The sequence below is a fragment of the Pseudomonas capeferrum genome (assembly GCF_013523055.1).
Classification (GTDB): domain Bacteria; phylum Pseudomonadota; class Gammaproteobacteria; order Pseudomonadales; family Pseudomonadaceae; genus Aquipseudomonas; species Aquipseudomonas capeferrum_A.
Genome location: NZ_JAAMQM010000001.1, coordinates 215,308 through 241,803, shown reverse-complemented (window position 1 = coordinate 241,803; position 26,496 = coordinate 215,308). Strand labels below are relative to the sequence as shown.

Here is a 26,496-nt window from a genome sequence, read left to right as displayed (position 1 = left end):
ACTTTAGTTCTGGTGCTCGCTTTCCCAGGCCTTGATCGCTTCGCTGGCAACGCGGAAAGCTGCCAGGGCGGACGGAACGCCACAATAGATGGCGGCCTGCATCAGCACAGCTCGAACCTCCTCTTTGCTGACGCCATTGGTCAGCGCGCCTTTGACGTGTACGCCCAGTTCATGGTGCTGGTTCATCGCAGTGAGCATGGCCAGGTTGACGATACTGCGGGTTTTGAAGGGCAGGGTTTCGTCTCCCCAGATGGCACCCCAGCAGTATTCGGTGACCAGTTCCTGCATCGGCTTGTTGAAGGCGTCGGCGGCGGCCCAGGATTTCTCCACATGTGCGGCACCGAGTACCGCCTTGCGGTTGCTAAAACCTTTGTCGAAAAGTGCTTTGTCCATGTGGTGTCCTTATTTCTTTGCGGTGGTGGGGACTTCGACGCCGGCCCACTGTTCAATCAGGCAGACCATGCGGGTGAAATCGGCGTTATCGCCGAAGGCGGCGCGGGTCATGTTCAGCACCTGGCGCACGGCGCTGCCGACCGGCATGGGCACGCCCATGGCTTCGGCTTCGTCGAGGCACAGGCGGGTGTCCTTGAGCGACAGCGCTGTGCTGAAGCCGAAGTCGAAGGTGCGCGGCAGCACGGCGCGCGGAAGCTTGTCGGCAGTGGCGCTGTTGCGGCCGCTGCCGGCGTTGAACACGTCGAGCATTATCTGCGGGTCGAGACCTGCCTTGACGCCCATCACCAGGGCTTCGGACGACACCGCCAAGGCAGTCACCGAGACTAGGTTGTTGACCAGCTTCATCGTCTGGCCGAGACCGGGCGCTTCACCGCAGAAGATCACCTTGCCGAGGTGATTGAGGATTGGCAGCAGTTCGTCGTGAGTGGGCGTGGGGCAAGAGACCATCAGCGCCAGGGTACCTTTCTGCGCGCCGGCGGCGCCACCGCTGACTGGGCAGTCGACGGCGATGATGTCATTCCTGGCCAGCGCTTCGGCGACCAGCTTAGCGGTGCGTGGCCCAGTGGTGGAAAGGTCGACGAAAACGCGGACTTTGCTGCCGCTCGCGACGCCCTGGTCGCCGAGGGCGACCTTCTGCACCACGTCGGGAGTCGGTAGGCTGGCGAAAACGATCTCCGCTTGCGAGGCCACCGCTGTTGGGTCGCTGGCTCGTTTGGCGCCAAGGGCGACCAGGCGCTCGACGGCGGCTTCGTTGAGATCGGACACAGTGAGATCGTAACCGGCTTGTGCCAGGCGCGTTGCCATCGGCTCGCCCATGGTGCCGAGGCCGATGAAGCCGATACTTGGATTGGACATCTAGGGTTCTCCGGGTAGGTTGTCAGCTCGCCAGCCAGCCACCATCGACCGGCAGCATGGCGCCGGTGATGTCGGTGCCGGCTTCGCCGCACAGGAAGGTGATCAGTTCGCCGACATGCTCGGGTTGGTTGAAACGTCCCGAAGGCTGCTTGCCAGCGAGGAAACGGCGGACGGCTTCTGGTTCTTCTAAGTTGTCGCGCTCACGCAGCGCCTCGACTCGTGCGGCGATCGACGGAGTCAGCGTCGAGCCGGGCGATACCGAATTGCAGGTGATGCCGTAATCAAGGTTCTCTAGCGCCACCACGCGGGAAAATCCGAGCAGGGCGCTCTTGGTGGTGACGTAATCGACGCGGTTGGGAGTGCCGCGCATGCCGTAGATCGAGGTCAGGTTGATGATCCGTCCCCAGTGCCGATCGCGCATACCGGGTAGCACCAGGCGGGTAGCGTGGAACACCGCCGACAGGTTGACCGCCAGGGCTAGGTCCCAGGCTTGCGTCGGCAACTCGTGGACCGGCGCGAAATGCCGGGTAACCGCGTTGTTGACCAAGATGTCGATGCCGCCGAGGGTGCTTTGCGCCTGTTCGATCAGGCCAGTCACTCCGGCCAGGTCGGACAGGTCGGCGCTCAGGTAACTGATCGGAGTGCCATGCCGCTCACTCAGCCGAGCGCAGGTTGCTGCCATGCTGTCCGGTTCGGCTCGGCCATGCAGCACCACCGCACAGCCGGCCTTGGCCAGCGCCTCGCCAATGGCGAGGCCGAGGCCGGCGGCTGAACCGGTAATGAGGGCCCGCTTGCCCTTCAGCGTGTTCATGCCGGTTGTTCTCCGGCGGGGTAGTCAGGGGCGAATGGGGCCATGCTGGTCTCCTTCGGCTGCGTGAGGGCGCCTGGCGGCGATGCTGTGTCCGAGAGGTACGGATCAGCCATTGGTTGCCCTCGATTCTTATGGGTATGCCCGTCCGATCAGGACGAGTCCGTTTCTACGCTGTGTGCAGCTTTGCCTCACGTGTTGAGCAAGGCACCTGCCGAAAGATAGTGAGCTCGACGCTGGCGGGCCTGTCGATGGATAGGTGCGCCCGTGGAGCGGTGTGCGTATTCATCGGGGCATTTCATCACCCGCCAAGGAAACGCCATGCACGACACTGCTGCCACGCCACCCCCTGTACCTCACCTGACGCAGCAACTTGCCGGCTTTATCGAAGCGACACATTGGGCCGCCCTGCCAGCGGCGATCCGGCATGAAGCCCGGCGCACGCTGGTGAATTATTTCGCGGTGGCCTTGGCCGGCTGCGGCGACTCGGATATAGGCAAGGCCCGGCGGCTGCTCGGACGCCTCCAGCCTGACGGGCAGGCGCAGGTAATCGGGCGCGCTGAACGCCTGGGCATGCTCGATGCGGCTTCGCTCAATGCGATGAGCGCGAACGTCTATGATTTTGACGATACCCATATGCCGACGATCATCCACCCCACCGCGCCGGTAGCCGCCGCACTATTCGCCTTCGCCGAAACCACGCGGGTGAGCGGCGAGCAACTGCTGCTGGCGTTGGTGCTGGGTATCGAGGTGGAGTGTCGGTTGGGGATGGCGCTGCATCCCTGGCACTATCAGCGTGGCTGGCACATCACCTCCACCTGTGGCGTGTTCGGCGCAGCAGCGGCCATCGGCAAGCTGCTGGGGTTGAATGCGCGGCAACTAGCCTGGGCATTGGGCAATGCTAGCGCCCAAGCGTCGGGGTTGGTGGAGACCTTGGGCAGCGCAGCCAAAAGCCTCGGCGTCGGCAATGCACCGCGAAATGGCATATTGTCGGCGCTGCTCGCCCAAGAGGGCTTCGCCGGCCCCGCGCGGCCCCTGGAAGGCGAACGTGGTTTTCTGCGGGTGATGGGCGAGCAGCCGCGCTTCGCCGAGGTCAGCGACGGGCTGGGAGAGCGCTGGGCGCTGGCGGCCAACACCTACAAGCCTTATCCCTGCGGTGTGGTGTTGAACCCGGTGATAGAAGCCTGCCTGGCCCTTGCCCAGGAGCGGGACTGGTCGCTGGAACGGATCAGCCATATCGAGCTAATCGGCCATCCTCTGCTACGCGAGCGTACCGATCGACCGCATATACGCCTGGGGCGCGAAGCGCAGGTCAGCGCGCAGCATGCGGTCGCCGTCAGCCTGGCGACTGGCAAGGCGGGGCTGGCGCAGTTCAGTGATGCCGCGGTGGCTGATCCGGCTCTGCGCGCGCTCTATCCTCGTCTGACCTTTGTCGACGATCCCGATTACGCGGTGGAAGCGGCGCAGGTTCGTCTGCGACTCGATTGCGGTCGGGTGTTGAGCCACCGGGTGGCCGTGGCGCGTGGCAGCCTGAATGCCCCTCTGAGCGACGCTGACCTGGAGAACAAACTGCGCGAACTCGCGGTGCACGGCGGCTCCCGATGTGCCGTGCAGCCATTGCTCGACATACTCTGGTCGCTGGATGGCGAGGAGGACGCGGGTCGACTGATGTCGCTCGCTTCAGGCTGATGGGTGGCGGAAGCGGGACTACCAAAACAGTGGTTCTGTCTGAGGCCAGGCTGTCCTTCCACGAGGGCAAGGGGTGGACAGTTGACGGGTCAGGCTGAGGCTGCGAGGTGAAGCCGATCAAAGGCCGTTATTGGGAGAAAGGGTAGAGGCAACGCCAGGAAAACGCCGCAAGAGCAAAGCGCTTTGCGGCGTGTTGAGCGAGAAAGTCAGCACCTGTGAGCCATCCCAGGTTTCGGTGCTGACGTCCGCCAGAGATATCAGTAACTCAAAGGCGCTCGATCGCCAACGCTACGCCCTGGCCGACGCCGATGCACATCGTAGCCAGGCCGCGCTTGCCGCCGCTGGCTTCCAGTTGCCGCAGCAGGGTCAGCACGATGCGCGCGCCGCTCATGCCCAGAGGGTGGCCGAGCGCAATCGCGCCGCCATTGGCGTTGACGTGCGCGGCATCGTCGGGCAGGCCGAGTTCACGCATGCACGCCAGGCCCTGCGCGGCGAACGCTTCGTTGAGTTCGATTGCGTCGAAGTCGTCGATCCGCAGTCCCAGGCGAGTCAGCAGCTTGCGGGTGGCCGGCACTGGGCCAATGCCCATGTAGCCCGGCTCGACGCCAGCGCTGGCGAAACCGAGCACGCGCGCGCGCGGCGTCAGTCCGAGCTTCTCGACTTGCTCGCCGGAGGCCAGCAGCAGTGCGGCGGCGCCGTCATTGATGCCCGAGGCGTTGCCCGCGGTGACGCTGCCAGGCTGTCGGAAGATCGGCTTGAGCTTGGTCAGCGTTTCAGCGGTGGTGTCCGGGCGCGGATGCTCGTCTTGCGATACTTCCAGGGTTTCACCGCGCTTGCGACCGGGCACGCTGATCGGGACGATCTCGCCATCAAAGAAGCCTGCCGCCTGCGCCGCATGGGCGCGCTGCTGACTGCGCAGTGCGAATGCATCCTGGTCCTCGCGCGATATGCCGTAGCGCTCGGCGACGTTCTCGGCGGTCTCGCCCATCAGTTCCACACCGTACAGGTGCTTCATTTGCGGGTTGATGAAGCGCCAGCCCATCGTGGTGTCCTCAATGATCTGGTCGCGCGCGAACGGACTGGCCGCCTTGCCCATCACGTACGGCGCGCGCGACATTGATTCCACGCCGCCGGCGATGGCCAGGCCGAGCTCGCCGGCGCGGATCGCGCGCGAGACCGTACCGACCGCCTCCAGGCCCGAACCGCACAGCCGGTTGATCGTGCTGCCCGGTACCGATACCGGCAAGCCCGCTAGCAGGAGGCTCATGCGCGCGATGTTGCGATTGTCCTCGCCGGCCTGGTTGGCGCAGCCGAGGTAGACATCCTCGACCAGTGCCGGGTCCAGTTGCGGATGTCGCGCCAGCAGCGCCTTCAGCGGCACCGCACCTAGGTCGTCGGCGCGCACGCCCGACAACGCGCCGCCATAGCGGCCAATCGGGGTGCGGATGCCATCGATGATGTAGGTTTCGCTCATTGCTCAGGTCTCCGGGCTCTGGCCGCCATTTCCAGCGGCAGGCCGGTCAGGCGCCGTAGTTCGTCCAGCGATACGCCGTCGATGGTCTCGATCACTCGCGCCCCGTCCTTGCCGATCTCGAACACGCCCAGGTCGGTATAGACGCGCGAGACGCAGCGCAGGCCGGTCAACGGATAGCTGCATTCGGCCACCAGCTTGCTCACGCCGTCCTTGGTCAGCAGTTCCATCATCACGAACACGTCGCGCGCGCCGATCGCCAGATCCATCGCGCCTCCCACGGCCGGGATCGCGCCCGGTGCGCCGGTGCTCCAGTTGGCCAGGTCACCGTAGATGGAAACCTGGAACGCGCCCAGCACGCACACATCAAGGCGCCCGCTGCGCATCATCGCGAATGAGTCGGCGTGGTGAAAGTAGCTGCCGCCCTTCAGCAGCGTGACTGGCTGCTTGCCTGCGTTGATCAGCTCTGGGTCTTCCTCGTCGGGTGCCGGCGCCGGACCCATGCCGAGCACGCCGTTCTCGCTGTGCAGGAAGATCTCCTTGTCGGCCGGCAGGTAGTTGGCGACCTTGGTCGGCAGGCCGATGCCGAGGTTGACGTAAGCGCCATCGGGGATATCCTGCGCTACGCGTGCGGCCATCTGGTCGCGGTTCAAACGGTTCATTTGGCCTCCTGGCGGACCACGCGTTGCACGAAGATGCCGGGTGTCACGATCGCTTCCGGGTCCAGTGTGCCCAGTGTCACTGTCTCGCTCACCTGGGCGATGGTGCATTCGGCGGCCATCGCCATGATCGGGCCGAAATTACGGGCCGTCTTGCGGTACACCAGATTGCCCCAACGGTCGCCTTTGTGCGCCTTGATCAGCGCGAAGTCGGCACGGATCGGATACTCCAGGACGTAGTGCTTGCCGTCGATCTCGCGCGTTTCCTTGCCCGTGGCCAGTTCGGTGCCATAGCCGGTGGGGGTGAAGATCGCGCCGAGTCCATTACCGGCGGCATGGATACGTGCGGCCAAGTTACCCTGCGGCACCAGTTCCAGCTCGATCTCGCCAGCATGGTAGGCTGCGTCGAAGTGTTGCGAATCAGTCTGGCGCGGGAACGAGCAGATGATCTTGCGCACCCGCTTGTTCTTGATCAGCGCCGCCAGGCCGGTCTCGCCATTACCGGCATTGTTGTTGACGATGGTCAACTCACGCGCGCCATGCGCGATCAGTGCATCGATCAGTTCGTCCGGCATGCCGGCGGTCCCGAAGCCGCCGATCATCACCGTGGCACCATCAGGGATGTCGGCCACCGCCGCCTCGAACGAGGATACGATCTTGTCAATCATTGACGCGAGACTCCGCAGAAATATAGACGATTAACCCTAGGGTCGAAGTAGAAGACGCGCCTGGACGATCTCGTCGTCGACAACACTGTGCTCGCGATGCGGGTAGGTACGCTCGCTTACCCGAGCACCCATCAGACGAAAGACATCAGCCGTTTCGCGCGAGCGCGATAACGGCACCCATGGGTCGCTGTCGCCGTTGCTGATCAGTACGGGAACATCGGCGAGTTCATTACCCTGAACTGGCCATTTCATCTCTGTCGGGCCGATCAGGCCGCCGGTAAAGGCAATCAACCCGCCCCAGCGTTGTGGATGGCGGTACAGGTACTCACAGGCCAGGCAGGCACCTTGCGAAAAGCCGAGCAGAACGATGCGCTCGCGGGGGATGCCGCGCTCCTCCAGCTCGACGACCAGAGCCTCCAGGCGCTCAAGGGCGAAGTCGAGGTGCGGCTGGTTGTTTTGCAGCGGCGCCATGAACTTGTCTGGGTACCAGGAATTGCCTGCGGCTTCGATGGCGATGTAAGGCATATCCGGCAAGTCGATGCGTTCGACGATGGTGAACATGTCGGCCGGACTCTGGGTGCGCCCATGGATGAGGATGACCGCCATGCCCACGGCCTCGGGCGCGGGGCCCGAGGCGTGGGTCGGCAGGCGCAGATGGACGTTATCGTTCATCCTGCGCGCCCTCAGTATTTCAGCGGTTCGAGATAGGCGGCGATTTCCTGCGCTCGCGGGCCCAATTGCGGTGGGATCTGGATGGTCTTACCGAGATCCTCGAAGGCCTCATCGATCAGGAAGCCCTCGGGCTTGGAGACGGCGGCCTCGAACAGGGCGCCGGACGGCGTGCGTACGTAGACCGAGTCGAAGTAGCCGCGGTCCTTGCGATCCGATACGTCGGTGTAGCCCAATCCTTCCAGGTGCAGTTTGACGCTCTTCTGGATCTCCAGGTCGGTGACCTCGAACGCACAGTGATGCACGGTACCTTCGCCATAGGCCCAGGATCCCTGCGGCAGGTTCGGTTCGAGTTGGAAGTCGATTATGGTGCCGGAGCCGCCGTTACCTACTTCGTAGCGGGTGAAGGCGCCGTCGTTGTCTCGCTGCTTGCCGCTCCACCCGTAGTGCATGAACTCGGCGGAGTTCTCCAGGTCACGCGCCGATACGGTGATGCCATGAGTGCCGCGAATGCCGAATTCAGAGGGGATCACGCCATTGGAGTAAGGAGTGCGGTCGTCATCGGCGATACCCACCAGCTCGTAGCAGATACCACACGGATGGGCGAAGTGCAGCAGCTTCTCACCGAAGCGCTCCTGGAATTTTGGCTTGAAGCCGTGGTTCTCCAGATGTTTGGCCCAAAAGGCCAGCGAGGAGACTGGCACAGAGAGCGCCAGGGTCTTGATCTGGCCACTGCCGGCGCGCCCCTTGCGACCCGATTGGCGCATTGGAAAGCAGGTCACCAGGGTGCTTTCTTCGCCCGTGTCGTTGCCGTAGTAGAAGTGGTAGATGGGATCGTTGCCATCATACAGGCCGGTCTTCTTGACGCTCTTCAGGCCGAGCACCTTGGTGTGGAAGTCATAGTCTTCCTGGGCACCTCCAACGTTAAGGGTGATGTGATGGTGACGCAGGATGTGGGGGTTGAGTTCCATGACGTTCTCCTGTTGTTCGAGGTTTGTGAACGAGGTGCCGTGGTTACGGACGGTTGCCGTTGAAGGCGTTGTCGAGCAGTTCGCCGATAGCTGCCGGCTCGATGGGGCGAGGATTCCAGTAGGGCGAGGCGCAGGCGATCTCCACGGCGCGTGGCACGTCAGCTTCGCGCATGCCGATTTGCGCCAGGTTAGTCGGTGCGCCATGCTTGGCGGCCAGGTCGAACAGCCCGCGCGGCGCATCGTCCACGCCCAGGGCGCGGGCGATGCGCGCCATCGCCTCGGGCGCTGCGCCGGCGTTGTAAGCGGCGGCATGTGGTAGCACCACGGTATGAGTCTCGGCATGGGGCAGGTCGAAGCTACCACCCAGGGTGTGGCACAGCTTGTGATGGATCGACATGCCAACAGCGCCCAGGCAGGTGCCGCAGGCCCAGGCGCCGAACAGGGCGTCGGAGCGCGCCTCGCTGTCGTTCGGGTTGGCGTGGATACGGGGCAGCGCCCGGCCGATGGCGGCGATGCCCTGCTCGGCGAGCATAGAGATCAGTGGATTAGCGTCTTTCGCGTAGAGCGCCTCGACGGCGTGAGCGATGGCGTTCAGGCCACTGGTGACGGTCATTTGCGTCGGTAGGCTCAAGGTCAGATCGACGTCGTAGATGATCACCTCCGGCAGCACCTTGAGGGTGCGTTGGGTGGTCTTCAGGCCATTTTCGGTCTGACCGATGATCGGTGTCGCTTCGGAGCCTGCATAGGTCGTGGGAATGACGATCTGCGGCAGGTCGGTATTCAGAGCGATGGCCTTGCCCAGGCCGATGGTCGAGCCACCACCAAGCGCGACGACGCAATCGGCGCGGGTTTGCTCGACCACGCCGAGGGCGTCGCGGGTGACCTCCACCGGGGTGTGCATGGTGGCGTTGTCATAGAGGCCGACGGCCAGCTCGCCCAACTGGGCGACCAACTGTTCTCCGGCAGCGCGTTGCTGCGGGGTAGTCAGCACCAGGGCGCGCGAACAGCCGAGCGTGCGGATTTCCTCGGCGACTTGGATGAGGGTCCCAAACCCGAAAATGACCCGTGAGGGCAAGGCGTTGTAGATGAAAGGCTGCATGGCGCGTTGGTTCTCCCGCTACTGGTGTGTTGCTCAAGCACTTTGTCGTGTTATCAGGTTGTGTCAGGAAGCAGGGTCAATCACCTGCCGAAAGATAGTGGAGCGGGACCCTATCGAGGGATAGGTGAGTGGCCGTTGGGGGGCAGGCAAGGATGGCGTAAAATCCCGTCGAGATAAGAACAATGAATGAATCGATACATGCGCAACTCCCGACCTGCGTGGTACGCGATCTGCTACTGCAGCACGCTGCGCAGGTGCCCGAACGCCCCTTCGCCTTGTTTGAGGATGGCCGGCAGTGGAGCTATGCCCAGACCCTGGCCGAAGTGCAAGGCTATGCCGCTGGCCTGCAATGCCTTGGCGTTGCCCCTGGCGAGCTAGTGCTGGTCTGGCTGGGAAACAGCGCTGAAGCCCTGCGCGCGATGCTTGCCATTCACTATCTGGGCGCGGTGGCCGTGCCGATCAATACCGCCTACCGTGGCGCGTTACTTGAGCATGTACTGTGCAACACCAGCGCTCGTCTGATGCTCGCAGATGCTCGCCTGATTGAGCGGCTTGTCGGTCTGGAACACGCCGAGCTGCGCCAAGTAGTGGTGTTTGGTGCAGCTCCCCCGGTCTTGTCCGGCCTGCAGTTGCTCGATGAGGCGCACTTGCATGTCAAGGGAGGGCCAGCGCCCCTGCACAAGCCGATCCAGCCCTGGGAAACTGCCGTGGTGATCTATACGTCGGGCACGACCGGGCCGTCCAAGGGAGTGCTGTCCTCCTATCTGCACCTATGGAACACCGCCACGGCATTCCGTCATCTCGCCGCGAGCGATCGCAGTCTGGTCAGCTTGCCGTTGTTCCATGTCGGTGGTGTGCTTGGCTACTACTGCGCATTGCTGACAGGGGGCTCGCTGCTGCTGGCGGAGTCGTTCAGTGTCAGTCGCTTCTGGCCCCTGGTGCGGGATTTCGGAGTGACCAGCACCGGCCTGCTCGGAGTGATGCTGCCGTTCCTGCTCAAGCAGCCGCCAGCTCCTGAGGATCGCCGGCATAGCTTGCGCAGTGTGCTGGTGGCGCCGCTCGACGAGGCTGCTGCAGTCTTCGCCGAGCGCTTCGGTGTGGAGGTTTACACCGAATACAACATGACCGAGCTGTGCATGCCCTTGTTCAGCGAGGCCAACCCGGTCCAGCCCGGTACCTGCGGCCGGGCGCGCGAGGGCGTCGAGTTGCGCATCGTCGATGAATATGACTTCGAGCTGGCGCCAGGCCAGGTGGGCGAACTGATCCTGCGTAGCGCCCAGCCATGGCAGTTTAGTCACGGCTACCTGAACAACCCGGTCGCCACCGCCGAGGCCTGGCGCAACGGCTGGTTCCATACTGGCGACGCTTTCCGTCGTGACGATGATGGCAACTACTACTTCGTTGATCGTCTCAAGGACGCACTGCGCAGACGTGGCGAGAACATTTCCTCGTTCGAAGTGGAAAGCGCGATCCTGGCTCATCCGGCGGTACGCGAAGTGGCGGTGGTCGGTGTCCCCAGCGAGATTGCCGAGGACGAAGTGCTTGCCGTTCTGGCGCTGGCTCCGGGGCAGGAGCTGGCACCGGAACAACTGATCGACTTCTTGCGTCCGCGCCTGGCCGACTTCATGGTGCCACGCTATCTGCGCATCCTGCCGGCGCTGCCCAAGACGCCGACCCTCAAGGTGCTCAAGCATGAGTTGCGCGCTCAGGGGGTGACCCTCGATACCTGGGATCGTGAACAGGTCGGCGTGCAGGTTAAGCGTGTGCGCCTGGGAGCTCGGCCATGAAGGCGCAGGGCCCGCTAAGCGGGGTCAAGATCCTGGAGTTTGCCGGCATGGGGCCGGCGCCATTCTGCGCCATGCTGCTGGCCGACCTGGGAGCGCAGGTGCTGCGGATCGACCGCAAGGGCGGCCCTGACTACGACCGCTTCTGTGTCGAGTCGCGTGGCCGCCGCTCGGTGGCGCTCGACCTCAAGTGCGCGCAAGGGCACAAGACGGCCTTGCGCCTGGCAGGCAACGCGGACGTGCTGCTGGAGGGTTTTCGCCCTGGCGTGATGGAGCGCCTGGGGCTCGGGCCTGAGCCGGTCCTGGCTGCCAACCCGCAACTTATCTATGGGCGTATGACCGGATGGGGGCAGGACGGCCCGTTGGCCCAGGTGGCCGGCCATGATCTCAATTACATCGCTTTGTCCGGTGTATTGCATGCCATCGGCGGAGCCAAGAGGCCAGCCATTCCACTCAACCTGGTCGGCGATTTCGGTGGTGGCGCGCTGTACCTGGCCATGGGCGTGCTCGCCGCGTTGCTGCATGTGCGTGCCGGTGGTGACGGACAGGTGGTGGATTGCGCCATGGTCGATGGTTCCGCCTCGCTGCTTGGCATGATCTACGGACATTTGGCCCGTGGTCGCGAGCGGCCGCCGGCAGAGGATTCCGCAGTCAATCACGGTACCTGGCTGGATCGCCGGGCGGGCAATGTGATCGATGGCGGCGCGCATTTCTACAACACCTATGCGTGCGCCGACGGTAGGCACATAGCGATCGCGTCGATCGAGCCTGCTTTCTATGCGCAGTTGCTGGGCCGCCTTGGTCTGGACGATCCGGACTTCTGCGCGCAGATGGACCGTCGCGCCTGGCCGGATCTGCAGGAGCGTCTGGCCGGGCTATTCCGCCAGCGCAGTCGTGAGCAGTGGTGTGCGTTGCTAGAGGGGACGGACGTCTGTTTCGCCCCGGTGCTCAGCCTAGAGGAGGCGCCGCACCATCCACATAACCGGGCTCGAGGTACTTTCGTCGAGCGCGATGGCTTCCTGCAGCCTGCACCGGCACCGCGCTTCTCCAAGACGCCAGGGGCCATCCAGGGCCCACCGCCCGCCAGTGGCGAGCACAATCGCGAGGGATTGTCTGACTGGGGGTTCACTGAGGCCGAGATCGACGGTCTGGAGCGCAGCGGGGCGCTGTAATCCGCACTCCATTCGGGCCTGGATATCCAGTTCCATTACGCCGGACTTCGCTTGCGACACGTCTATCGGCGTGCGCTTGTCGACGGTCTTCGCATGAGCGTCAGCTGTTGCATGAGCCCTGGCGAAGACCTTGGCGTAGGGTGCATCGATGTTGTCAAGCGAGGAAGTCGGCGACCGCGGCGCGTGCTTCGGCCGATTCGTCTAGCACCAGGTGGCCGGCATCGGGGAACAGCTCCACCTTCGCCTGAGGGAGCAGGCGATGCCAGTGCTCGGCCTGGCCGGGCGGCACGATGCGATCCTCGGCACCCCACAGCAGCAAGGTCGGCATGCGGATGCGGTGCAGCCAGTGCGGTAGCTTGGGATTGGTCATCACGCCCTCGCGGGAGATGCGCGCCACTGAAGTGCCTTCGCGCATGCGCATAGCGCCGAACTCAACGTCCGGGCCGCTGGGCAGGAAGGGCTGCAGGGTGGCCAGGTCATGCACCAGGTAGGAGGGGATTTCCTCAGGCGGGATGACCATGAAGTCCGGTTGCGGGTGTTCCTTGACGTCCAGGCCGGCCGGAGCGATGAGCACCAGCTTGTCGATCTGATGGCCGTGTTGTATCGCATACTCGGCTGCCATCCGCCCGCCGAGCGAGAAGCCCACCAGGTTGAAATGCTCCAGGCCCATGACCTCGAACAGCTCCTGATAGTGCTGGATATAGTCTTGAAGGCTATCGATGTCGGGATTGTCCGCGGACTGCCCGAAGCCTGGGTGATAAGGCAGAATCACCCGGAAACGGTCGGTCCAGGTAGAGGCGAAATCGATGCCATGCCAGGTGCCGCCTCCGTGAAGAAATACCAGTGGCTGACCTTCTCCTGCACTGTAAACCACGGTTTGGCATCCATCGATCAAGTACTCATGACGCTCGAAACCGGAGTGATCGACTCGGGAGTCACCGAAGCTGTTATTGGACATTGTTGGCTCCTGGGGTTGTGTCAGCGGGTGCGGCGCACCTTTGCGAGCCAAAAGCTTGTTCCCGGCGTTACGGCAGGGCACCTATCGTTGGATAGCTGTAGCGGTATGCCCGAGATGCCGAGGCCATGATCGACATCGCCGGCTACATCGTCGGCCTCCGATAGATAGGTGATTTCCTGTCCACCCCACGTTTTGCTGCCCTACCTCCATAACAACAATGAGGGATGGCGATGAATACTACGCAATTGTTCGATGTAAGAAATAAGGTTTGCGTGGTCACCGGTGGGGCCAGCGGAATCGGTCTGGCCTGTGGCGAGGCAATGGCGGAGAACGGTGCGCGGGTGGTGTTGATGGACATCGACACTGCCCGCCTCGAGGAGGCGGTGGCGCGACTGCGCGTACGTGACCTGGCGGTGTCCGGTGAGGTCGTTGACGTCAGCTCGCGGGTTTCGCTGGCGGCAGCCTTCGATACCGTCGCAGGACGCGAGGGAGGGATCGATGTGGTGTTCGCCAACGCGGGGGTGGACGTCGGCGAGGGCTTCATCGCGCGTGACGGCAGCCGTAGTGTCGAGGGGGCGCTGGAGAACATCACGGAAGAGCATTGGCGGAAGTATCTGGGCATCAACCTGGGCGGAGTGCTGCATACCCTGCAGGAGGCCGCGCGGCATATGAAGCCGGTAGGCAGCGGCAAGATCGTCGTGACCACCTCGATCGCCAGCTTCTGCAATGTCGGTGGGGTGGGTACGTCCTACTTCGCGGCCAAGGCCGCTGCCTCGCACCTGATGCGCCAGGCTGCCCTGGAGCTTGCGCGCTACAACATCCAGGTCAACGCCATTGCGCCGGGTTCATTCGCCACTAACATCGCCGGCGGCCATGTACGGGTCCCTGAAGTTCGCCGCATTCTGGAGGCGTCCAACCCTCAGCAGCGCATCGCCGAACCGGACGAGATCAAGGGTCTGGCCTTGCTGCTCGCATCTGATGCATCGTCCTTCATCACCGGCAGCGAGATCGTCATCGACGGTGGCGCACTGCTTGGCCCTGCCGACTCAGGAGCACAGCATGACTAGCAGATGGTCTTCGATTGTGCTGATCTACCTGTTTGGCCTGGCCGCTACCTCCGCCTTGGGCATGATGGGGCCGTTGGCCGATGACATAGGGCGTGCCTTCGCGGTGTCCGGTTCGGTCGTCGGTATTGCCATCGCCGGGCAATTGCTGCCACTGGCCTTTGCCGGTATCCCCATGGGCTGGCTGATCGACCGTATCGGGCCACGTCCACTGCTTGGTGTGGGTGTGCTGTGCCTCGCCGCCTGCAGTCTCGCCAACGGTCTACTGGGTAGCTTCGGACTGTTGCGGTTGTCCCTGCTGATGGAGGGAATTGCGCTGGTTGCGGTGCTGACGGCCGGTCAGGTGATGCTGATGGTCACCACTGAGGGACGCCGCCAGGTGCAGGCGTTGACGCTATGGTCAACCGTCATGCCTGTCGGCTATGCCCTCGGCTTGCTGCTGGTTTCGCCGTTTGCTGGCGGTGCCGGTTGGCAGACTGGCTTCCTGCTGCATGCTGGAGTGCTGGTGGTTCTGGCGCTCACTGTGCCATTGCTGCCCGATGTGCGCCTGCGCGTGGGTGCAGGCAGTGGTTTTGGCGTACTGCGCAATGTTCGGGTGTTGCGCTTCGGCCTGGGCCTGAGCATGTCGGCGCTGGCCGGTATCGGCACCAGCGCGGTGGGGGCTCTCTATCTCAGCCAAGCGCATGGCATTGAGCTCGCACGTAGTGCCCAGATGATGGCGTTGGCCAGTGTATCGGGGGTGGCTGGCAGCCTTTTGGTCGGCCTGTTGCTGACTCGTGGATGGCCAGGGTTGCCGATTGGCGTGCTGGTGGTGGTGATCGCGCTGACTGGTGGTGTTGCCTTCTATGTGCCGTGGGGGTGGTTAGCGGTGGCATGGGGTGGAGCGATACTGCAGCAGCTGGCAGTGGGGGGCTTTATTGCGCTGACCTATGCTCTCTTGCCACGCGCTTTGCCAGATCCGGGTATGGCCGGTACGGCCGCCGGGATGGTCGGGCAGATTACTGGTATCGGTGCAACACTATCGGCGCCAGTGTTCTTCGCAGCTCTGGCATATGGACAGTGGAGTTACTTCCTGGTCATCCTGCTGATCGCCTGGGGAGGCAGTCTATTGCTGCTGCCTGTCTGGTCGCGCGCCGCGCCGGCCGGATCACAGCCGGCCAGGTGCCCTTAGTCGATCAAGGCGCCGGCGCAATGCCGGCGCCTTTTTCTTCGACGCTCAGAACATCGGATGCTTGCTTACCGACTGTTCCGGTACGGGCTGAATCACGTCCCAGTGCTCGATAATCCGTCCGCTCTCCACCCGGAAGATATCGACCACGGCTACGCCGCGATCCTCGGGACTGGTGCGGGCGTGGACGTGGAGAAACACCAGGTTGCCTTCGCTGGCGACACGCTGGATATCGTAGCTGGAGTTTGGGAACTGTTTCTGAAAGCCTTCGAGGAATTGGGTTGCCGCTTCGGCACCATCCGGAGCGTTTGGGTTGTGCTGGATGTAGTCCGGCGCCACGTAGCGCTCGAAGGCCTGGCGGAGCTGTTTTTTCGCGAAGGCGAGGTGGGTGAAATCGAGCACCAGCTGCTTGTTTTCGGTAGTGCCAGCCTGCACATCGATGCAGACCCCCAGCAGCAAGGCGCAAAGGGGAATGGACAGATTGCGGATCATCGGTAGGGCTCCTCAGAGGATGGCATGCAGGACATAGCGCGGCACGCCTGACGGCGCGACGAGGCGTTGTTCTTGGCACAGTTCGGCACCCTGCAGACGCAGGGCATCCAGTAACAGGCAATGGTTGGCGGCCCCCAGCGAACTGGACAACCGGGTGCCGGTTCGGCCACTCAGGCGGGCGACGTAAACGTCCGGCTGCAGCCACTGGCCAGGGGGCAGGCGCCAGATCTCGTCGGGCGTAGCGCCCAGTGCAGCGACCAGGCTGTCGGCGCTGGCGTCGCCTTCGATCAGGGTAATCAGCGGCATTGAGGAAGACCCCGCCAAGACTTGTCCGGCCAAAGGAAGGCCAGCCAGCAGTGCTCCGCCACCGAGCAATAGCGAGCCGCGCAGCAGGTCACGGCGCCGCATGAGGCTTCTCCTCATTGGCCTGAGTAGGGTGCTGGCTGATCCAATTGGCGAGGGTGGCCAATTCCGCGTCGCTGATCTCGCTTTCGCTGAATGCCGGCATCTGCCGCACACCATAGCGAGCAAAGGCCTGGATCATCGCTGGCGGCAGTTGGCGGCCGCGCAGTTCCGGGCCGATGCCGGTGGTGTGGCAGTAGGTGCAGGTATCGGACCAGACCTCCTCCGCGCTGCGCTGGGCCTGGGCGGGCAGGGCTATGACCGCAAGAGTGAGTAGGCAGGGGAGCAGCAACGGTCTGGGCCGTGAAGCGGTCCGGCAGACACGGATAACTGCTGTTGCCGTAGAGGAAGCGCTCATGTCTTTGTTCCTCACAGGCGAATGCCGGACTTGCCGGGGGCGATGATGCCGTTGGGATCGAGCGCCCGCTTGATCGCACGGTTGACCTCTTGCTTTACCGGTCCATAGCTGTCTGCCAGTTTGTCCATGTAGCCGATACCGGTGCGGTACACGGCGTGACCGCGTTTGGCGAACTCGTCCATCAGCTTCTCGAAGCAGAGATGTGCGCTGCGGGTTTCCTCGGTGTCGGTACGGTTGTACTCCAGCGGCATCACATGGTGCAGGGCGCGTCCGCTGAGGGCCGGGGCGGACATGTAGTCGAAGCCGAACTCCTCGTAGATCGAGCGGGCCAGGCGCGTCTGCTCGACGAAGTCGCGGCCGCGCGCCGGACAGATCGGTGAAAACCACATCGAACCGCCACCGCCGCGCCAGTTGTACAGGCGGAAGGCGTCGAGCGAGAGTTCGTTGACCTGCATCGGGTCATGGATGTCGGGGATCACCCGCGCACCGGAACGCTCGAAGGCCTGGCTGACCAGTTTGTAGTCGGCGGCGATGCGCTCTTCGCTGCCGTACAGGGTGAAAATGATGTTCCAGTCGGCCAGGCCGATCTTTTTCGCCTCGGCACGAATAATGTCCTGCGGTACGGCGCCGGAACCCTGGTAGATTTCGTGGCGGCTTCTGGCCGAGGTCAGCGCGAGGGTCGCGTTGGCCATCACACCCACATTGGGAATGTGCCCGGCGATGCGCAACGGCGCCAGTGTGTCGATGGCGGTTTCCAACTGCTCCTCGTCGTACTGCACCAGCACCGTGCGGTGGCCGGCCGGTGCTGGCATCAGCCATAGGCCGAGCTTGGTCACCACGCCGAAGTTGGACTGGGTGAAGAGACCGTCCAGATACGGGCCGAAGCCGTACTTGAACACTTGCCAGGAGTTGGAGTTGACCAGCCCGCCAGTGCCGGTACGCAGCACCTCGCCGTTGGCCAGCACCACCTCCATGCCGCAGGCATTGTTGAAATGATCGCCGTAGGGCGTGTTGCCCTCGCCGCGCTCCAGGGTGTTGCCAACAGGGCCGGCGATCGGGCCGGGAGCGGGGAAGGACAGCCACAACGGGATATCGCGTTCCTTCAGGTAGTCCTGCAACTGTTTGTAGGTGACGCCCGGTTCGACCAGCGCCGTGCACAGCTGCGCATCGACCTCGAGGATGCGGTTCATGCGCTTGAGATCAAGCACCACCTGGCCACGCTCGCCGGGAGCCGCCGAGCCATAACCGAAATTGCGCCCGGTGGAGATCGGCCACACCGGCACCTTGAAGCGATTGCAGATTTTCAGGATGCCCTGGACCTGCTCGACCGAGTTGGGCAGCACCACCGCAGAGGCGGCATGGTCGTTTTCGTCGTGGGGCAACATGATCTTGCGATAGGGCGCCAGGCGCTGCTGATCGCTGATCACCTGGCTGTCGCCGAGCAAGTGACGAAAGGCGTCGATGGCTTGGCCAAAGGTTTCCTGCGTCAGGCCGGCAGGTAGCACGGAATAGCTGGTCATGCGGGACTCCGCTTGTTGTTCTGGTGGAGCCTTGCACCTGTTGGGGCAAGCGTTGGCGGAATCATAGGAGGATGGACGTATAGAGATAAGCCAGGTAAAAGCTATTTCAAGTATTCAGAATCTCTATATATGCCGACACCTTCTCTCGATCAGTTACGGGTTCTTGCCGAAGTGGTGGACTGCGGATCGTTCTCGGCGGCAGCTCGACGACTTGGGCGGACGCAGCCGGTTATCAGCTACAGCATTGCCAACCTCGAAGCCCTGCTCGGACTGACGCTCTTCGAACGCGGCAAGCGGCGGCCGATTCTCACCGATAGTGGGGCGGCGGTTTTGGCCTACGCGCGGCGTATGTGTCTGCTGAGTGATGAGTTGCAGGCGGGGGTGGATAACCTCGTCAAAGGCCTGGAAGGGGAGATTGCTCTGGCGGTTGACGTGCTCTACCCGGCAGAGCGACTGGCGGAACTGCTGGGACGCTTCGCCGCTGAATTTCCCGGTGTCGCTCTGCGCATTGAAAGCGTGCCGCTGGGAAGGGTGCTGCAACTGGTCGAGTTGAGTACCTGTGTGCTGGGCATCAGTGGCTTGTTCCACGATTGGCCGGACGATATCGAGCCGCGAGATTTCGGCTATCTGCAGATGGTGCCAGTGGCGTCGCCGGATCATCCGTTGGCAGCCTATGCCAAGGCGCCGCCAATGGCGGTGCTGCGCGAGCACTTGCAACTGATCCTGGATGATGCCAGCGGGCTGACTCACGGACGCTCGCTGGCAGTCAGCGGCGTGCGGACGTGGAGGGTCACCGATTTCGATACCAAGCTGGCGCTGCTGCGCGCCGGTATTGGCTGGGGTCACATGCCGCTGCACCGTGTCGATGATGACCTGCGACAGGATCGCCTGGTGCGCCTGGCGGTGCCGATCCGTCAACACGGTGAGCAGTCATTCACCCTGATCCACCGCGTCGACACGCCGCCAGGGCGTGCCGGAAGCTGGCTTGCCCGCCTGTTGGTCGAACACGGCTAAGCGGTAGCGCCGGCGTCGGCTCGCCGCCAACTATCTTCGTTCTATCTTTCGATAGGAGAACCCTGGCAGAGATTGCGGGAATGTGAGGTCGTGCTTTTACTCGGCTGTTTCGTCGAGCAAAAGCATCGCCAGACCCAGCGTGGGGATTGTCCAGAAACTACAAGGAAAACAGGACATGAATGCGTATCTGCCGGCGCCTGCCGCCATCCAGCCTGATAGTCGCGGGAGGGCTTTCTCGCGCCCCGTGTGTTGTTCATCACCCGGAAATCTCCAGCCTTTCGTGATGCTTGTTAGCAGCCGCGCGAGCCAGGCGTTCGAAATGTCCAGTTCGATCTAGTCAATCGCTCCTTTTCGTTTCAGTGCATCCACGAGCCCCTTTTGCGACTCGTGCGGGATTTTCATGCGCCTGGAAAACAACCTCATCGCCTTCGCTATCCGAGGGGTAGAAACACAAATGACAAAACAACAACAAAGATTCTGCCGAACCAGCCTTGCAACGACTATCACTGCGCTGGCCGCGAGCGGCTTTGGACTGGCCCAGGCCGCAGAACTGGTCAACAACGAAAACTTCCAGATACGTTGGGACAATACCGTCAAGTATCAGATAGGCCAACGCACCGAGGCGCCCTCGAACTTCAACAGCAGCAATATCAATGTCAACGATGGTACCCAGGCATTCAACAAGCATGACCTGATCACCAATCGTTTCGACATCCTGTCCGAATTCGACTTCAACTTGAAGGATGCGGCTAACAGCGGCTTTCGCATCAGTGCGGCCGCTTGGTACGACAACGCCTACAATCGTGACCACCGTAGCATTCCTGCGGCCAGCTACAACATGACGTCGGTCGACAACGACCAATTTACCGCGCAGGCCAAGGATCAGGCAGGACGCTACATCGAGCTGCTCGACGCCTTCATCCACAGTGGTATCGACTTGAATGGTCATTACCTGTCATGGCGTCTCGGCCAGCACACGTTGATGTGGGGTGAAAGCCTATTCCTGGCCACCAATGGTATCGCTCATGGTCAGGCACCGAACGATGCCTATAAAGCCTTATCGGTACCGAGCACCTTGGCCAAAGAGGTATTCCTGCCGGTCAATCAACTGTCCATGGCGCTATCGCTGACCGACAAGCTGTCGTTCGAGGGTTATTACCAGTTCGAATACCAACAGACCCGCGTCGCCGCGCCGGGCACCTACTGGAGTGTTGGCGACATGGTGTTCAAGGGCGGTGAGAACCTCCTGCTTGCTCCTGGTTTCGGTGTGCCCCGTGGGCGCGATATCGAGCCACGCGAACACAGCGGGCAATGGGGCGTGGCTCTGAAATACCGCGACTTTGATAGTGACTGGGACTATGGTGCCTACTTCCTGCGCTATCACGCCAAGACCCCTCAGGTCTTTCTGCACATGGCCTCGGTTGCCCCGGGCGTTGCCGTACCTGACGAGTACCTTTTCGTCTACCCGGAAGACATCAAACTGTTCGGTCTCAGCGCTTCTACCAAGGTCGGCGATGCCAACGTCGCCGGCGAGATTTCCTTCCGTGACAATGTACCGCTGGTTAGCGAGAGCAGTGGGCTCGTACTCATCGACGACCAGCGTGTAGATGGCCGCCATAATCCGGGCTATGCGGTGGGGCAGACTATCCATGCGCAGATTTCGACTATCTGGGTTCTGCCGCGCATGTCGCTGTGGGATACCTCGCAACTGACTGCCGAGTTGGGGGTCAACCACCTCCATAAAGTGACTAAGAACGACGAACGCCGCGACAAGGACAACACCGTACGCACCGCTGGCGGTTTGCGCGCAATCTTCGAGCCCACCTGGTACCAGGCGCTCCCTTCCGTCGATCTCAGCAGCCCGATCACCCTGGGTTACAACTTCACTGGCAGGTCGCCGGTCGACTCCGGCTTTAACAACACTGGCGCGGCGCACGGCGGCGATGTGACCGCCGCTCTCAACTTCAAGTATGCCGGCAACCTACGTGGCGGCCTCAGCTACACCAAGTACCTCGGCTCTGACGACAACAATGCGTATCACGACCGTGACTTCGTGCTGTTGAACGTTGCCTACTCGTTCTGATTGGAGACTCCCATGAAACCTAACAACAAGATCTCCTTGCTCGCACTGTGGGCAGCTTCGATCCTTCCCCTCCAAGCGATGGCGGCGGTCAACGCGACCGAAGCCGAGCGGTTGGGCAATGACCTGACACCTTTCGGTGCGATAAAGGCGGGCAATGCCGATGGCTCGATCCCGGCCTGGACCGGTGGTTTGACCAAGGCCGTTGCGGGGGACAACCCGAAGCTGCCGCCTAAGCTGTTTACCGACGAGAAACCGCTGTTCAGCATCACCGCCTCCAACGTCGACCAATACACCGACAAGCTGTTTCTCGGTGCCCAGCACATGGTGAAAAACTATCCGGGGTACCGGATCGACGTGTACCCCAGCCACCGCACCGCGGCGGCACCCCAGTACATCTATGACCGTACCAAGCAGAACGCGACCCGAACCACACTGACCAACCAGATCATGGACATGAACACCTATGTTGGTGGTGTGCCTTTCCCTATCCCGCAGAATGGCGAGGAGGCGGTCTTCAACGTGCAATGGAACTGGCGCGCCACGGACAGCACCGTGAACGCCAACACCTGGTTCGTTTCCTCTAGCGGTAAGCGAGCGCTGACTGCAGGCAACATTCTGCAGGTGACCACGCCTTTCCATTACCCTAGCGACCGTCCGGACCCATGGGGCGGCAAGCTCTGGGGACCGACCCTGGTGACTGCCACCGCGCCAGCTTACTCAGCGGGCGAGAAGCAACTGGTGCATGCCAATCCCGACCAGGGGCTGATCACACCGGTCAATGCCTGGGCTTATCTGACTGGGCAGCGGCGGCTGCGCAAGGCGCCGAATGTGCAGTACGACGTGCCGAACAACTTCAGCTCGGGGCTAACCAACTTCGACGATAGCTGGGGCTTCAACGGTGCCATCGATCGCTACACCTGGAAGCTCGTGGGTAAGCAGGAGTTCTACGTTCCCTACAACGGCAACAACATGGTGTATGCCAAAGCGGCTGACCTAGTCGGCGAGAAGTTTGCCAATCCGGACCTGATGCGCTGGGAGCTGCATCGCACTTGGGTGGTGGAGGCCAATCTGAAGCCGGGTGCACGGCATGTGGTGCCCAAGCGTCGCATCTACATCGACGAGGACAGCTGGACGATTGTCGGCAGTGACCTCTGGGACGCCAAAGGCCAGCTGTGGAAGACCTTCCAGCTGCCGCCGCTAACCTTCCCGGAGGCGCCGGTGAGCCTGACAGTCCCGATGATCGTCTACAACCTGCAAGCGGGCGATTACACCTTTATGAATGCCCTGAACGATAACGGTGAAGTGAATTTCAACCCGCTTCCCGCGGCGATGTTCACCCCCCAGTCGCTTGAACGTTCGGGTGTTCGCTAAGCCCACTCAGTACAGGTAATCCACATGAAACGCCTCGATCTGCAGTGGTTTGTGGTCGGCGCGGTCATCACCGGGGCCGCGTTCGCGGTTCCCGGCATGGCTGCAGACTCTTCCTCTGTACAAACTGCCACACTCCTCGCAGCTCCCTTGGAGCGCCCGGCCCCGAGCGTCGTTCAGCCGCAGCGCTCCATGTTGTTCGCCATCACTAGGGCAGGCAAGCGCCTGGTCGCCGTTGGCGAGCATGGTGTCATCGCGCTCTCCGACGATGACGGGCAGCACTGGCGCAATGCCAGGGTACCGGTGGACGTCAATCTCACCGCCGTAGCCTTCGCCAATGAGCGGCAGGGCTGGGCCATCGGCCATATGGGCGTGATCTTGCACAGTGCCGATGCGGGCGAGAGCTGGCAGAAGCAACTGGATGGCATAAGTGCTGCCGAAATCTTGCTGGCTCAGGCGCGGCAACAGGCGACGACCCTCGACGAAAGCGCCCGTGAGGACCTGCTGCTCCGCGCTGAGGGCTTGATGGCCGACGGTCCGGACAAGCCGTTATTGGACCTGCTGGTCGAAGATCCGAATACAGTGTCTGTGGTCGGCGCCTTCAATCTGGCCCTGCGCAGTACGGATGGCGGTGCGACCTGGCAAGGGTTCTCCCAGACACTCGACAACCCGAACGGCATGCATGTCTATGCCTTGGAAAAAATCGACGGCAGCTTGCTGGCGGTTGGCGAGCAGGGGCTTGTGCTCAAGTCGGCAGGCGCGGAGGCGACCCTGGTGACGCAGCAATCGCCCTATGAGGGTAGTTTTTTCGGTTTGTTAGCGATGGGTCGGCAGCAGGTGCTCGCCTATGGCCTGCGCGGCAATGCCTTCGTTTCCGACGATGCGGGTGCCAGTTGGCACAAGACACAGGTGCCTGGGAGCAACAACGCGACCTTTAACGCAGCCCTGCGCCGTAGTAACGGCGACGTGCTGCTGCTCGACCAGTCCGGCCGGATTCATGTCAGCCGTGACCGAGGCCGGAATTTCCGCACCCTGGCATTCGAGTGGGGCGCCCCATTGACCGGCGCCGTTGAAACCGCCAGCGGCAGCATCCTGCTGTCCAGCCTGGCCGGTGTCGTCCAGGTTCCCACGGCTGCCTTGGCCGATAACGCTTCCGAGGAGTAAGACCCCCCATGCATTCTGTTCACGAAGAAGCGCCTGTCATTGCCGACCTCAAGGACTTCGATCAGCGCTCCGGCTCCACTCTGGAGCGACTGCTGTTCAACCATCGGCTGTGGATATTGCTGTTCTGCCTGTTTCTGACGGCGTTCTTCGTCGCTCAATTTAATGGCCTGAAGCTCAACGCTAATTTTCTGCGGATGATTCCCAACGACCATCCCTACATCCAGAACTACACAGCCCGCCAAGACGACCTGGCCGGACAGGGTAACGTCGTGCGTATCGTCGTCGAGAATCGAAAGGGCAGCATTCTCGACGCCGAGTACATGGCAACGCTGCAGAAGATCAGCGATGAGGTCTACCTGCTTGCCGGGGTCAACCGGCCTTACATGAAGTCGCTGTGGACACCGACCATGCGCTGGCGGGGTATTACCGAAGTGGGCATTGAGGCCGGTCAGGTAATCGACTCCAACTACGACGGCTCACCCGCGGCCCTCGCCCGTTTGCGTTTGAATATCGAGCGTTCCGGCGAAATCGGTAGCATTGTGGCGCCTGACTTTAAGTCGAGCATGCTGTTGGTGCCACTGCTCGACATCGATACCGAGACTGGCAAACCACTCGACTATGGCGAGTTCAGCCGCAAACTCGAGCACATTCGTGGCAAGTACCAGAGCGACTCGACAGGTATCTATATAGTCGGCTTCGCCAAGGTAGTTGGCGACCTGATCGACGGCCTCGGCCAGGTGCTGGTGTTCTTTGCCGTCGCTATCCTGATCGCCGGGGTGCTGGTCTACAACTACACCCGCTGCGTGCGCAGCACCCTGGTCGTGCTGCTCTGTTCCATGGTGGCGGTGAGCTGGCTACTGGGGATGTTGCCGCTACTCGGCTACGACTTGGATCCCTATACCATCCTGGTGCCCTTCCTGGTGTTCGCCATCGGCATGAGCCACGGCGCGCAGAAAATGAACGGCATCATGCAGGACATTGGTCGCGGCACTCACAGGCTGATTGCCGCGCGCTATACCTTCCGCCGCCTGTTCATGGCCGGGCTGGTGGCGCTGGCGTGCGATGCGGTTGGTTTCGCCGTCCTGCTGCTGATTAACATCGAGGTGATCCGCCAGTTGGCAACGACCGCCAGCATTGGCGTGGCCTTCCTGATTTTCACCAATCTGATCCTGCTGCCCATCGTGCTCAGCTATGTCGGGGTAGGGCACAAGGCCGCAGTGCGCAGCCTGCGTAACGAGCAGGCCGACATGAGCAGTGGCATCCGCCATCCGCTGTGGCGTTTTCTCGACCAGTTCACCAAGCGCAAGGTCGCCGCTCCCACCATCATTGCAGCGCTGGCTTTGGGCATCTTCGGTTTCATGGTCAGCCTGGACCTGAAGATCGGCGACCTCGATCCGGGGGCACCGGAGCTGCGCACCGACTCACGCTACAACCAGGACAATGCCTACATCACCTCGCATTTCGGCAATGCCAGCGATGTGTTCATCGTCATGGTCACTTCGCCGGAAGGGCAGTGCATGAACTACGACCTGCTGGAGAAGATCGATCGTCTCGAATGGCAACTGCGTCAGCAACCCGGCGTGGCGGCGACCGACTCGTTCGCCTCGTTCATCAAGATCATGACCGGTCAGCTCACCGAGGGGAATCCCAAGTGGATCGGCCTGCTGCCCAACCAGGCGGTGATCAACAACCTGGTCAAGTACGCGCCGCTGACGCTGGTCAGCCAGGTGTGCGACATGTCCATGCTGAGGGTGTTCCTGACCGACCACAAGGCGCAGACCCTGGGTGGCGTAGTCAAGGTGGTTGAGGACTTTGCCGCGCAAAACAATAGCGCCGAGCAGCAATTCCAGATGGCTGCCGGTACGGCGGGCATCGAGGCGGCCACCAACATCGTGGTCAAGAAAGCCAATCGCGAGATGCTGTTCTGGGTCTATGGCGCCGTGGTCCTGCTGTGCTTCATGGTGTTCCGTTCCTGGCGCGCGGTGACTTGCGCCATTCTGCCGCTGGTGCTGACCTCGATCCTCGCCGAGGCGCTGATGGTCTGGCTAGACATTGGTGTCAAAGTCGCGACCCTGCCAGTGATCGCCCTCGGCGTTGGCATCGGTATCGATTATGCGCTCTACGTGCTAAGTATTCTGTTGGTGCACCTGCGCAATGGCGAGTCGTTATCGCTGGCCTTCTACCGTTCGCTGCTGTTCACCGGGCGCGTGGTTTTGCTGACCGGCGCGACCCTGGCCATAGGCGTGGCCACCTGGGTATTTTCGCCGATCAAATTCCAGGCCGACATGGGGATTCTGCTGGCTTTCATGTTCCTCTGGAACATGCTCGGCGCGCTGATTCTGTTGCCGAGTCTGGCGGCTTTCCTGCTCAAGCCGAAGCCGGCCCCGGCCGACGGTACCGCGCCGAGCACAACAAACGTTCAGGCATCCAGAATCCAACCCATGCAAACCGAACACGTGCACTGAGCTGTCGCTCTCGCGGCCCTGTGCGCAAACGCCGGGACCAAGTCAGAAGGAAGATCCGATGCCCCGCAACCCGATGGTGCGCAAGCTGTCATTCACCGGTTCGACCGAAATCGGCCGCCAGCTGATGGCCGAATGCGCCACA

24 protein-coding genes and 1 pseudogene are annotated in these 26,496 nt (G+C 62.3%); 11 read left to right on the top strand and 14 right to left on the bottom strand.

Annotated features, from left to right (window positions below; genetic code table 11):
* Window positions 1–3: 3 nt before the first annotated feature.
* Genes G7009_RS01165 through G7009_RS01155 form a run of 3 tightly spaced genes read right to left on the bottom strand, consistent with a single transcriptional unit; the run spans window position 4 to window position 2,119 of the window.
* Window positions 4–393: a carboxymuconolactone decarboxylase family protein gene (locus G7009_RS01165; protein ID WP_181128139.1), complete on the bottom strand. Its 390-nt coding sequence runs from the start codon at window positions 391–393 to the stop codon at window positions 4–6.
* 9 nt (window positions 394–402) lie between these two features.
* A complete protein-coding gene (locus G7009_RS01160; protein WP_181128138.1) occupies window positions 403–1,308 on the bottom strand; it encodes an NAD(P)-dependent oxidoreductase in 906 nt (301 codons plus the stop codon).
* Window positions 1,309–1,330: 22 nt separating this feature from the next.
* On the bottom strand, window positions 1,331–2,119 hold the full coding sequence (locus tag G7009_RS01155) for an SDR family NAD(P)-dependent oxidoreductase (protein WP_181128137.1): 789 nt from the start codon (window positions 2,117–2,119) through the stop codon (window positions 1,331–1,333).
* 318 nt (window positions 2,120–2,437) lie between these two features.
* On the opposite strand from G7009_RS01155, the gene G7009_RS01150 reads away from it, so the two are divergent.
* Entirely contained in the window at window positions 2,438–3,805 is a 1,368-nt protein-coding gene (locus G7009_RS01150) for an MmgE/PrpD family protein (RefSeq protein WP_181128136.1), read from the top strand.
* Window positions 3,806–4,070: 265 nt separating this feature from the next.
* On the opposite strand, the gene pcaF is transcribed toward G7009_RS01150, so the two are convergent.
* The 6 genes from pcaF to G7009_RS01120 are packed head-to-tail and all read right to left on the bottom strand — an operon-like array spanning window position 4,071 to window position 9,342.
* Complete coding sequence (gene pcaF, locus G7009_RS01145; protein ID WP_181128135.1) at window positions 4,071–5,279, bottom strand: 3-oxoadipyl-CoA thiolase; 1,209 nt, start codon at window positions 5,277–5,279, stop codon at window positions 4,071–4,073.
* Window positions 5,276–5,938 carry a 3-oxoacid CoA-transferase subunit B gene (locus tag G7009_RS01140; protein ID WP_181128134.1) on the bottom strand — a complete coding sequence of 221 codons (663 nt, stop codon included), beginning with the start codon at window positions 5,936–5,938 and terminating at the stop codon, window positions 5,276–5,278. Before G7009_RS01140 ends, pcaF begins: the two co-directional genes overlap by 4 nt.
* The gene (locus tag G7009_RS01135) at window positions 5,935–6,603 is read right to left on the bottom strand and encodes a 3-oxoacid CoA-transferase subunit A (protein ID WP_181128133.1); all 669 of its coding nucleotides are present in this window, start codon (window positions 6,601–6,603) and stop codon (window positions 5,935–5,937) included. Before G7009_RS01135 ends, G7009_RS01140 begins: the two co-directional genes overlap by 4 nt.
* A 36-nt stretch (window positions 6,604–6,639) precedes the next feature.
* Window positions 6,640–7,275 (bottom strand): alpha/beta hydrolase, encoded by a 636-nt coding sequence (locus tag G7009_RS01130; protein WP_181128132.1) that lies wholly within the window; start codon window positions 7,273–7,275, stop codon window positions 6,640–6,642.
* A gap of 11 nt (window positions 7,276–7,286) precedes the next feature.
* Entirely contained in the window at window positions 7,287–8,243 is a 957-nt protein-coding gene (locus tag G7009_RS01125) for a VOC family protein (protein ID WP_181128131.1), read from the bottom strand.
* 43 nt (window positions 8,244–8,286) lie between these two features.
* Complete coding sequence (locus tag G7009_RS01120) at window positions 8,287–9,342, bottom strand: maleylacetate reductase (protein WP_181128130.1); 1,056 nt, start codon at window positions 9,340–9,342, stop codon at window positions 8,287–8,289.
* A gap of 182 nt (window positions 9,343–9,524) precedes the next feature.
* Between G7009_RS01120 and G7009_RS01115 the strand changes: the two genes are divergently transcribed.
* Together G7009_RS01115 and G7009_RS01110 are read left to right on the top strand one after the other, a co-directional pair.
* Window positions 9,525–11,129 (top strand): AMP-binding protein, encoded by a 1,605-nt coding sequence (locus tag G7009_RS01115; protein WP_181128129.1) that lies wholly within the window; start codon window positions 9,525–9,527, stop codon window positions 11,127–11,129.
* A complete protein-coding gene (locus tag G7009_RS01110; protein WP_181128128.1) occupies window positions 11,126–12,298 on the top strand; it encodes a CaiB/BaiF CoA transferase family protein in 1,173 nt (390 codons plus the stop codon). The genes G7009_RS01115 and G7009_RS01110 overlap by 4 nt, the downstream gene beginning before the upstream one ends.
* Window positions 12,299–12,452: 154 nt before the next feature.
* On the opposite strand, the gene G7009_RS01105 is transcribed toward G7009_RS01110, so the two are convergent.
* Complete coding sequence (locus G7009_RS01105; protein ID WP_181128127.1) at window positions 12,453–13,256, bottom strand: alpha/beta fold hydrolase; 804 nt, start codon at window positions 13,254–13,256, stop codon at window positions 12,453–12,455.
* 230 nt (window positions 13,257–13,486) lie between these two features.
* On the opposite strand from G7009_RS01105, the gene G7009_RS01100 reads away from it, so the two are divergent.
* Window positions 13,487–14,323, top strand: coding sequence for an SDR family NAD(P)-dependent oxidoreductase (locus G7009_RS01100; RefSeq protein WP_181128126.1), 837 nt, complete (start codon window positions 13,487–13,489; stop codon window positions 14,321–14,323).
* On the top strand, window positions 14,316–15,491 hold the full coding sequence (locus tag G7009_RS01095) for an MFS transporter (RefSeq protein ID WP_181128125.1): 1,176 nt from the start codon (window positions 14,316–14,318) through the stop codon (window positions 15,489–15,491). Before G7009_RS01100 ends, G7009_RS01095 begins: the two co-directional genes overlap by 8 nt.
* A 45-nt stretch (window positions 15,492–15,536) precedes the next feature.
* Here the strand turns inward: G7009_RS01095 and G7009_RS01090 are convergent, their stop codons facing one another.
* From G7009_RS01090 to G7009_RS01075, 4 genes are read right to left on the bottom strand one after another with little or no spacing between them, the layout of a single operon-like run.
* On the bottom strand, window positions 15,537–15,980 hold the full coding sequence (locus G7009_RS01090) for a nuclear transport factor 2 family protein (protein ID WP_181128124.1): 444 nt from the start codon (window positions 15,978–15,980) through the stop codon (window positions 15,537–15,539).
* 12 nt (window positions 15,981–15,992) lie between these two features.
* Window positions 15,993–16,388 (bottom strand): hypothetical protein, encoded by a 396-nt coding sequence (locus G7009_RS01085; protein ID WP_181128123.1) that lies wholly within the window; start codon window positions 16,386–16,388, stop codon window positions 15,993–15,995.
* A complete protein-coding gene (locus tag G7009_RS01080) occupies window positions 16,375–16,740 on the bottom strand; it encodes a c-type cytochrome (protein ID WP_181128122.1) in 366 nt (121 codons plus the stop codon). The genes G7009_RS01085 and G7009_RS01080 overlap by 14 nt, the downstream gene beginning before the upstream one ends.
* Window positions 16,741–16,751: 11 nt before the next feature.
* Complete coding sequence (locus tag G7009_RS01075; protein ID WP_181128121.1) at window positions 16,752–18,260, bottom strand: FAD-binding oxidoreductase; 1,509 nt, start codon at window positions 18,258–18,260, stop codon at window positions 16,752–16,754.
* Between the two features lie 129 nt (window positions 18,261–18,389).
* On the opposite strand from G7009_RS01075, the gene G7009_RS01070 reads away from it, so the two are divergent.
* From G7009_RS01070 to G7009_RS28105, 6 genes and pseudogenes are all read left to right on the top strand, one after another.
* On the top strand, window positions 18,390–19,274 hold the full coding sequence (locus G7009_RS01070; RefSeq protein WP_181128120.1) for a LysR family transcriptional regulator: 885 nt from the start codon (window positions 18,390–18,392) through the stop codon (window positions 19,272–19,274).
* Window positions 19,275–19,728: 454 nt separating this feature from the next.
* On the top strand, window positions 19,729–21,357 hold the full coding sequence (locus G7009_RS01065; protein WP_181128119.1) for a DUF1302 domain-containing protein: 1,629 nt from the start codon (window positions 19,729–19,731) through the stop codon (window positions 21,355–21,357).
* 12 nt (window positions 21,358–21,369) lie between these two features.
* A complete protein-coding gene (locus tag G7009_RS01060) occupies window positions 21,370–22,728 on the top strand; it encodes a DUF1329 domain-containing protein (RefSeq protein WP_181128118.1) in 1,359 nt (452 codons plus the stop codon).
* 24 nt (window positions 22,729–22,752) lie between these two features.
* A complete protein-coding gene (locus G7009_RS01055; RefSeq protein WP_181128117.1) occupies window positions 22,753–23,889 on the top strand; it encodes a WD40/YVTN/BNR-like repeat-containing protein in 1,137 nt (378 codons plus the stop codon).
* A gap of 8 nt (window positions 23,890–23,897) precedes the next feature.
* Entirely contained in the window at window positions 23,898–26,354 is a 2,457-nt protein-coding gene (locus tag G7009_RS01050; RefSeq protein WP_181128116.1) for an efflux RND transporter permease subunit, read from the top strand.
* Window positions 26,355–26,421: 67 nt separating this feature from the next.
* Window positions 26,422–26,493: pseudogene (locus tag G7009_RS28105) on the top strand (hypothetical protein); the annotation flags it as partial.
* Window positions 26,494–26,496 lie beyond the last annotated feature (3 nt).